The sequence below is a fragment of the Salinicola sp. genome (assembly GCF_982684285.1).
On the sequence record NZ_CEXLVS010000170.1, the window covers coordinates 1 to 9,125 of the forward strand.

At 66.0% G+C, this 9,125-nt stretch carries 6 protein-coding genes; 2 read left to right on the forward strand and 4 right to left on the reverse strand.

Annotation, left to right across the window (positions count from 1 at the left end):
- The first annotated feature begins 625 nt into the window (after positions 1-625).
- Complete coding sequence (gene mscK / locus AC3AYF_RS14385; RefSeq protein ID WP_487779904.1) at positions 626-4,084, forward strand: mechanosensitive channel MscK; 3,459 nt, start codon at positions 626-628, stop codon at positions 4,082-4,084.
- A gap of 7 nt (positions 4,085-4,091) precedes the next feature.
- On the opposite strand, the gene AC3AYF_RS14390 is transcribed toward mscK, so the two are convergent.
- The 4 genes from AC3AYF_RS14390 to AC3AYF_RS14405 are packed head-to-tail and all read right to left on the reverse strand — an operon-like array spanning position 4,092 to position 8,047.
- Positions 4,092-4,841 (reverse strand): TlyA family RNA methyltransferase, encoded by a 750-nt coding sequence (locus tag AC3AYF_RS14390; RefSeq protein ID WP_295038651.1) that lies wholly within the window; start codon positions 4,839-4,841, stop codon positions 4,092-4,094.
- A 7-nt stretch (positions 4,842-4,848) separates the two neighbouring features.
- Complete coding sequence (locus AC3AYF_RS14395) at positions 4,849-6,018, reverse strand: ABC transporter substrate-binding protein (protein WP_295038653.1); 1,170 nt, start codon at positions 6,016-6,018, stop codon at positions 4,849-4,851.
- Entirely contained in the window at positions 5,985-7,379 is a 1,395-nt protein-coding gene (locus AC3AYF_RS14400; protein WP_295038660.1) for a sensor histidine kinase, read from the reverse strand. Before AC3AYF_RS14400 ends, AC3AYF_RS14395 begins: the two co-directional genes overlap by 34 nt.
- Positions 7,376-8,047, reverse strand: coding sequence for a response regulator transcription factor (locus tag AC3AYF_RS14405; protein WP_295038662.1), 672 nt, complete (start codon positions 8,045-8,047; stop codon positions 7,376-7,378). The genes AC3AYF_RS14400 and AC3AYF_RS14405 overlap by 4 nt, the downstream gene beginning before the upstream one ends.
- 228 nt (positions 8,048-8,275) lie before the next feature.
- On the opposite strand from AC3AYF_RS14405, the gene AC3AYF_RS14410 reads away from it, so the two are divergent.
- Positions 8,276-9,125, forward strand: an 850-nt coding sequence (locus AC3AYF_RS14410; RefSeq protein WP_487779905.1) for a Bug family tripartite tricarboxylate transporter substrate binding protein, incomplete at its 3' end; no start/stop codon positions are given.

Consider the following 9,125-nt stretch of genomic DNA (forward strand, 5'->3'; position numbering starts at 1 on the left):
GGGGGGCTCCGAGACCTTCGGCTTCGCCGCCGCCCGCGAAGGTGCACCGTTTGCCTATCGCCACAAGGTGTCAGTGGCCGACACCGTCACCCACGCGGTCGACAAGAATCTTGTGCTGGCGGGCGCCGCACTGGAAGAGTGGCGCGTGCTGCTGGACCGGGTCGCTGCTGGTGCTTGAATCCTGAGCCACTGCCAAGGACGTGGCCGCCATTCCCAGGAGAAGAATGCCGGTATGGCGCAGCGAACGAATGGGCGTCATAAGACTGTCCTGTCAAGATGATCCAATGGGGAGAAGCGCGATCTGACTGATGAGAATCAGGCTTCCTGTCGGGTAGTGACGATTTCTAGCATGTCGTCGACTTAATTCAAACTCGCTCCGCGCGCCAAGTAACGCCTCGAAACCCGCACGCGCTGACGGTAAACTCCGCTATCGGTAAGGGATCGCGCCGCGGTGAAGCGGCGGCGGCCGCAGGAACGGAGTTGACGAGGAGTCGACATGTCGGACGACCCGGTCGCGGGTGAGTATTCTGGGCAATCAGGCCGTGCTGCACGAGGACCGTCCAGGCTGACGGCGATCGTCTCGGCAAAGACCGCCCCGGCGTTTGCCGGCCTCTTGGGCGTCCTTTTGAAAGGGGCTGAGCGTAGCACGTTCCTTGCACTCGTATTGTGCATACTCATGACAAGTGTCGTTGCCTTTGCGCAACAGCAGGATCGTCTTCCGACGGAAGAGGAGCTCAAGACCGAGCAGCAGAAGCTCGAGAAGGTCGAGGCTCCCACCGACGCGCAGCAGGCGGATCTGGATGATCTGCGCGTGGCCCGGCAGACGCTGGAGTCGCTGAAGGCGCTGCGCAAGGACCTCCAGTCGCTGGAGACCTCGGCCCGACAGGCCCCTCAGCGCACCCGCGAGCTCGAGCGCCAGCTTGCCGAGCTGAGCGATCGGAAGGCGCCCGAAGCCGACGCCCTCGACCCGCTTTCCGTGGACGCCCTGGGCCAGAAGACCACCGAGTCGCTGAACCAGCTCGAGGCGCTGCAAGGCCAGCTGGCGTCGATCAACGCGCGGCTGATCAGCGCGGAGACACTACCCGAGCGCGCGCAGTCGGCCATCGCCAGCGCGATGAAGGATGCCGAGCAGGCGAGAACCCAGCTTCAGACCTCCGACGACGAGGATTCCCAGGTTCTCGATCCCGCCGACGCACGCTATCGGCTGCAACTGGCGTTGGCCGACCTGCAAGCCGAATACCATCGACAGGAGCTGGCCAACAACACGGTGCTGCGCGAACTCGACGTGCAGCGGCGGGATCTGCTTCGACGTCAGGTCGCCATCGAGGAAGCGCGGCTGGATGCGCTGCAGGCCGCGCTCGATCGTCAGCGCCGCGCCGAGTCGGAGAAGGCGGTCGCGGACATCAGCGAGGAGGACGCCAAGGCGATCGCCGCGCACCCCGTGCTTCGCGAGATTCAAAAGACCAACCGCGAGTTCAGCGATCGACTCCTCGAGGTGACCGACCGGACCAACGAGTTGATCCGGCAAGCCATCGATACCCGTTCCCAGCTCGATCGCGTACGTCAGGTCAAGCGCACGCTCAACGAGCAGATCGAGGCGATTCGTGGCAGCCCGCTGTTGTCACGCATTCTCAACGAGCAGCGTCGCGCCTTGCCCGATGTCGATGAACTGGGCGGCTTGCAGGAAGAGATCGCCGGGACCCGGCTGAGTCAGTTCGATCTGGTCGATCAGCGGGATGCGCTGCGTCACCCCCGCGAACTGGCCGAGAAAAGTCTTGCCGACACCGGCATCGAGGTGACCCCGTCGCTGGTCGACTCGCTGGTGAAACTGTTCCAGTCACGCAGCGAAGTCCTCGAGCAGCTGGATCGGGAATACGGCAATCTGCTGACCGTGGCCATCGACCTCCAGCTCAACCAGGAGCAGCTGGCGGGGCTCACGACATCGATTCGCGGCGCCATCGAGGAGCAGCTGTTCTGGGTTGCCAGTGGCCGTGCGCTCACCCTCAGCTGGTGGCGCGATGTCCCCGACATCCTGATGGGCCAGATCCGCGACGGCGGGTGGCGGCCGGCGCTGGCGAGTTTCTGGCGGGTTCCGGATGCCCGGGCCCTGGCCGTCATCCCCGTCCTGCTGCTGGCGGGGGTGCTGTTGCTGCTGAGACGCCGCATCAAGGTGCGGCTGCTCAATCTGCATGAGCAGATAGGCCGTCTCAAGCGCGATACCCAGATGCACACGCCCCGGGCGATTCTCTACAACGCGCTGCTCGCCGCCCATGGTCCTCTGATGCTGGCGGTGGTTGGCGGCCTGCTGAGGCTCGGTAGCGATGATTTCGCCGAGCGCGTGGGGGAGTCCCTGTTGCAGCTCGCTCTGGCCTGGGGCGTGCTGGGCTGGGCGCGCAGGCTACTGGTGTCCGACGGCGTGGCGACGCGTCACTTCCACTGGTCGGCCGGATACGTGGCGCGCCTGCGTCGCCTGCTGTTCTGGCTCGGGATCTCGCTGATTCCGGTCATACTGATCAGCGGGACCTCGCCTGGCAGCCAGGCCGAGCTGTCCAGCCGCCCCCTGTTCCTGCTGTCGCTGCTGGTCGGATTGCTGGCGATGAGCTGGATCCTGGTGCAGTTGATCCTGGCCCACGTACCCTATTTCGGCCTCAAGCTGTTCCGGCTGCTGTTGGGATTGGCGCTGGCGATGGTACCGCTGGTGCTGGGCGGCCTGATCGTCATGGGCTATGAATATGCCGCCCTGCGGCTGAGCGGCCGCTTCATCAATTCGCTCTATATTTTCGGACTGGGGATTCTGGGCGAGGCAACGGTGGTTCGCGGGCTGGCGGTGGCGCAGCGCCGGCTGGCCTACCGCCGTGCGGTGGCTCGGCGGCGGGCGCAGATACAGGAGGGCGCCGAGGGCGGGCTGGAGGTGGTCGAAGAGCCGCCACTGGACATGGAGCAGGTCAACCAGCAGTCGCTGCGGCTCTCGAAGCTGATTCTGTTCATCGGCTTCACCTTCGCCTTCTACCTGATCTGGTCCGACCTGCTCGAAGTCTTCTCCTATCTCGATCAGGTCAGCGTGTGGGAGATCGAGCGCGGACAGGGCGAGGCGATGACGCTGGACCCGATCACCGTGGCGGATGTGATCATCGCGCTGATCGTGGTGGCGTTGACCATGATGCTGGCGCGCAACCTGCCCGGTCTGCTGGAAGTCATGGTGCTGTCCCGGCTGACGCTGAAGCAGGGGAGCGCCTATGCGATCTCGTCGCTGCTCTCCTACACCATCGTCGGGACCGGCGTGGTGATCTCGCTCGGCACACTCGGGGTCTCCTGGGACAAGCTGCAGTGGCTGGTGGCGGCTCTCGGCGTGGGACTCGGCTTCGGTCTGCAGGAGATCTTCGCCAACTTCATCTCGGGGCTGATCATTCTGTTCGAGCGCCCGATGCGGATCGGGGACACCATCACGCTTGGCCAGCTCCACGGCTCCGTCAGCCGGATTCGTATCCGGGCCACCACGGTGACCGATTTCGATCGGAAAGAGATCATCATTCCCAACAAGACCTTCGTGACCGACCAGTTGATCAACTGGTCACTGTCGGACAACGTGACCCGGGTCGTGCTGACCTACGGCGTGGCGCACGGATCGGACCTCGACGAGGTGCATCGCCTGATGCGCCAGGCGGCGGACGAGAACCGCCGTGTACTGCGGGACCCCGAGCCGCAGGTGTTCTGCATCAGCTACGGGCCGACCTCCTTCAACTTCGAGCTGCGAATCTTCGTCAACGACCTGCTGGATCGGCTCTACGCCAGCGACGAAATCAACCGCCGGCTGGATCTGCTGTTCAAGGAACACGGCATTCGCGTGGCGTTCAACCAGATGGACGTGTGGCTGCACGGCGAGAACGGCCAGTCCGCGCGGGTCCAGAGCGCGGACGGAGAGGGGGCGGCGCTGGGTGCCGCCGCTCCCGCGTCCGGAGCGCCATCCGCCGGCGCGACCCGTTCCCGGCAGGCCCGCAGTGGCGATGACGGTCATCTGGATGACGGCGACGTTGGCGCTGCCGGTTCGGATGGCGGCAGCGACGGGGGTGAGGGCGGCCGCTGACGGGCGGTCAGCGGCGCAGGGCGTGAAGCAGGAATTCGCGATTGCCGTCGCCGCCCACGATCGGGCTCTCCTGCCAATGATCGATCTGCAGGTCGTGTGTCCGGCAGGCCCGCTGCAGGGTCTCGGCCACCGTCGTGTAGAGGGCGGCGTCGCGCACGATCCCCCTGGGATCGACCTTGCCGGGGCCCACTTCGAACTGTGGCTTGACCAGGGAGTAGAGCTCCCCGCCGGCGTGCAGCACCCGGGCGATCTCCGGCAGGATCAGGGTCTGCGAGATGAACGACACATCCATCACCACGACGTCGATGCCCCCCGGGGCGAGCCTCTCCAGGTCGGCGAAGGGGAGCCGGCGCGCATTGACGCCCTCCAGGCAAATGACCCTGTCGTCGTTGCGTAGCGAAGCGTCCAGTTGGTCGTGCCCCACCTCGATCCCGATGATCCGCTCGGCGCCGTAGCGCAGCGCGCAGTCGCTGAATCCGCCGGTGGATTGGCCAATATCGAGCACGGTGAGGCCGTCGAGGCGGCGCGCCAGCGCTTCCAGCAGGGCCTCCAGTTTCAGGCCGGCCCTCGATACATAGCGCTCCTCCGGCGCCTCGGCGATCCTCAGGTCCACGGTGTCCGGCAGTTTCTCCCCCGGTTTCAGCGCCACCCGCCATGCGCTGCCGTCGTTGACGCTGACGTAGCCCTGGCGGATCAGGCGCTGGGCCCGGGTGCGGGAGCGGACGTGGGCGGTAACCAGTTGGTCGAGTCGTGTCATGAGCGGCTCACTCCGTTGCAGCGTCGGGCAGGGGGGATGGGTCGGCAAGGGGGCCGCCGGCGTGCGTCGGCCGGTTGTCGAAGGCCTGCTGCCACTGCTCCAGCAGCGTCTGGCGCTTGAGCCTGTCCAGTGTCGCCAGCAGGCCCGGACCGATCTGAACCGGGCGGATCGCTTCCCCCAACCGATCGCGCAGGTCGGCCGCGGTGCCGACGCCATCGACGGATGGGTGCACGGCACCCAGCGTCGTCTGGGTGGCGAGCAGGCGTTGAGCCGATGCGCTCAGGAGATAGTCGATGAAGCGCCGTGCGGTGTCGGGATGAGGCGCGTCACGCGACATCATGACCAGGCGCTGCAGCACCAGTGCGTAGTCCTGGGGCACGACCATCACCAGCTCGGGATGCTCGGCCACGTAGTCCTGCACATAGGAGCCGATCAGGTTGTAGCCGATCCAGTAGCGCCCGTCGCTGAGCCCCTCGAGCATGGCGGCGGTCGTGGTCTCCAGGGCACTATGGCTATTGCCCAGCGCCTCGACCAGATCCCAGTAGCGGGCGGAGATCCTGGCGTCCTCGATGGCGTAGGTGTAGCCCGCGCCACTTCGCCGCGGATCGTAGGTGACCACGCGATGGTCGAGTTGCCGGGAGTGCTGCCGCAGCAGGCTCAGGAGATCGGCGTGACTCTTGGGTGGGATCATTCGTCGTGCCAGGTCTCGCCGGTAGACCATGACGATGGGTTCGAAGGTGAAGCCGAACAGTTCCTGACGCCAGCGTGCCCAGCTCGGCCAGTCGGCGGCGGCGGCAGAGTCGATGGGGCTCGACAGCCCTTCGTTGGCGAGCTGGTACTGCCAGGGCATCGCGGGAGACATGATCACGTCGGCGCGTGGGGTGTCGCGCTCCTGAAGGACACGTGCGTGCAGCGCCAGTGTCTCCAGGTTGTGATAGTCGATCGCGATGTCGGGGTGGCGGCGATGGAAATCGGACAGCAGCGGCCGAACCTGCGGTGGGTCGAGCACGCCGTAGATGGTCAGGGCGCGAGACGGCTCGGTATCCGCGGCGAAGTGCAAGGTCCTCGCCTGTGCTTGAGTCGTCAGCGCGAGCGCGAGTGCCAGCCATACGACGCCGAGGCGCCGCACGCAGCGCGGCACGCTCAGGTGGCGGTGGGGAAGATCAGGACGACGCATAAGCCAGGACGCTCGGGATGGTCGGGGTTGGCGGTCTGCAGGAGCAGGCGAAGATCGTGGGCGCGTGCGATGCTGTCGACGATCGCCAGGCCGAGTCCGGTGCCATCGCCCGCCTCCTGGCCACGGTGGAAAGGGCGCAGCACCAGCAGGCGCTGGGATTCGGGAATGCCGGGGCCATCATCCGTGACGACCAGCCGCGTCGGGGCGTCGGTGACCTGCACCGTGATCTGGCGGGCGCCGTAGAGCGCGGCGTTCTCGATCAGGTTGTTCAGCGCCTCTTCCAGTTGCCAGTCGGTCGCCGGCACCATCACGGCACGGTCGGGCACGTCGACCCCGAGATCGATGCCGTGACGGTGATGGCGCGCGAATGACTCCCTGACGCAGCGCTGCGCCAGCGCGGCGAGGTCGACCGAACGCTTGGCCGGCGCAGCCTCGGGATTGTTGAGGCGGGTCATCGACAACAACTGGCCGGCCAGTCGCGCCGTCTTGGTGGCGGTGCCATGCATGGTGACGAGCGCTTCCCGCCATGCCGTCGGCTCCGACTGGCGAATGGCCAGCTCCGCGTGCGCCGAAAGCCCCGCCAGTGGCGTGCGCAACTGGTGAGAGGCATCTCCGATGAAGCGCTCCTGATTGGCACGGACGCGGCGCATTCGCGCCAATAGTTCGTTCAACGCCTGGCGCAGCTCCGCCAGTTCGCGGGGCAGCGCCAGTTCGAGCGGGGCGAGGGTGCGAGGATCGCGCTGGCGAATGGCGCGTCTCAGGCGGGTCAACGGCTCCAGTGCGAAGCGCGCCGAGAGCAGCACGACCACCATGGCCAGCGCGGCGATGATCACGATATTGACGAAGCTGGCCAAAAACAGCTGGTTGGCCAGTGCCTGTCGCCCCTCGCGGCTCTGGGCCACCCTGACCTCGAACCGGTCGCTGCGATCCCATCCCTCCAACCGAGAGCGCAACACGCCCAGGCGCAGCGGCATGTCGCGGGATATCACATCGCCGTAGCTCATCTGTCCGGCCTTGGCGGGCGGCAGCGAGGGGAGCGAGCGATTGCCGGTGACGAAGTGACCCTGGGCATCGTAGAGCGCGTAGAACACCCGCTCCTGGGCATCGGTGGCGAGCATCTCCAGTGCCGAAGGCGGCAGGTCCATCCACAATCGACTCTGCTGCCAGCGGACCTGCTCGGCGATGGAGAGCGAGGCGGCGTCGAGCAGCCGGTCGAAGGCGCGGTCCGCGGCCTCGCGGGAGGCGAACCAGGCCTGCAACAGCATGATCGCCACCAGCATGGCCAAGGGACAGAACAGCCAGATCATCAGCCGCCGATAGAGGCTGAGATGCGACAGCCGCCAGCGCCGCAACGGGGTCACTCGGCCTCCAGCAGATAGCCGATGCCCCGAACCGTACGCAGGGTGACGTCGGAGTCGGCGAGTCGCCGGCGCAGGCGGTGGACGTAGACTTCGATGGCGTTGTCCCCGACCGGTTCCCCGGCGAACGCCTCCTCGAGCAGACGCGCCTTGTCCACCGGTTCCCCCGCATACCGGATCAGGCAGGCCAGCAGGCGATGTTCCCGCGGCGGCAGTGGCAGGGCGGCGTCTCCCAGCGTGAAGTGCTGGCGATGGCGGTCGAGTCGCAGCGAGCCCAGCGAGATCGATTCGCTCTGGTCGTTCTGGCGACGGCGCAACAGCGCGCGGACCCGTGCTTCCAGCTCGTCGAGCGCGAACGGCTTGGCCAGATAGTCGTCCGCGCCCAGGTCGAGCCCCCTGACGCGATCCTCGATGGCGGCTCTTGCGGTCAGGATCAGCACCGGCGTCTGTCGATCGCGCGAGCGCAGCGCCGCCAGCACGTCCAGGCCGCTGCGGGTCGGCAGGTTGAGGTCGAGGAGAATGAGATCGTAATCGTGATCGATCGACAACCGGGCAAGGGCTTCGCCGCCATCGCCTATCCGCTCGATACGTTGGTTGTCGACCGCCAGCGTTGCGGTGAGCGTGCTGGCGAGCAGAGGATCATCCTCTATCAGCATCAACTTCGGTGCCATGGAGAACTCCTGCAGGTGAAGAGGGGGAGGCACGTGACTCGGGTGAGGCGATTGTAAACGAATCGATTCGCTGGGCATTGAACTTTAGTTGGCTTTTGCTGCTCGGCCGTTGACCGTTACAAGGCTTCACCCTAATTTCCGCTGACGGGAACAATGTTCTACCTTACGAAACTGTAAGGTTGGCGTCAGCCACGAACAACTCCGCTCCATCAGCGAGGAGAAGCAATCATGTTTGCAGCCAGAACAATCCAGTGGGTGGCCACTGCGGCCTTGGCCCTGACCGCCAGCAGCGCCATGGCATTCGAGCCTGCCGGCAAGGTCGAGTGTATCGCGCCTTCCGATCCGGGCGGCGGCTGGGACTTTACCTGCCGCAGCGTGGGCAACGTGCTCGAGGAGCTTGATCTGGTGCCGGCCAGCGTCCAGACCATCAACATGGCAGGGGCGGGTGGTGGCGTTGCCTTTGCCCACACCGTGAGCAAGCGCAAGGGCGACGACCAGCTGCTGGTGGCCGCCTCCACCGCCACCACCACGCGTCTGGCCCAGAACCAGTTTCCGGGCATGGACGCCGACATGGTCAACTGGATCGGCGCGGTGGGCGCGGACTACGGCGTCATCGCGGTCTCCAAGGACTCCCCCTACCACGACCTCAACGAGCTGATGGAGGCGATGAAGAAGGATCCGCGTGCGGTCAAGTTCGCCGGCGGTAGCGCCAACGGCGGCTGGGACCATCTCAAGGTACTGATCGCGGCCAAGGCGGCCGGGGTCGAGAACCTGCCGCGTATTCCCTATCTCTCCTACAACAACGGCGGTGAGGCGATGACCCAGGTCATCGGCGGTCACGTCGATGCCTTCACCGGCGATGTCACCGAAACCCAGGGCTTCCTCAAGTCGGGCGACCTGCGCGTGCTGGCAGTGCTCTCCGACGAGCGCCTGCCGGGCGATCTTTCCGACATCCCCACCGCCAAGGAGCAGGGCATCGATGCTGTCGGGCCCAACTGGCGCGGTTTCTACATGCCGGCCGACATCGACGACGACGCCAAGCAGTACTGGGTCGATGCCGTCGACAAGCTCTACGCCA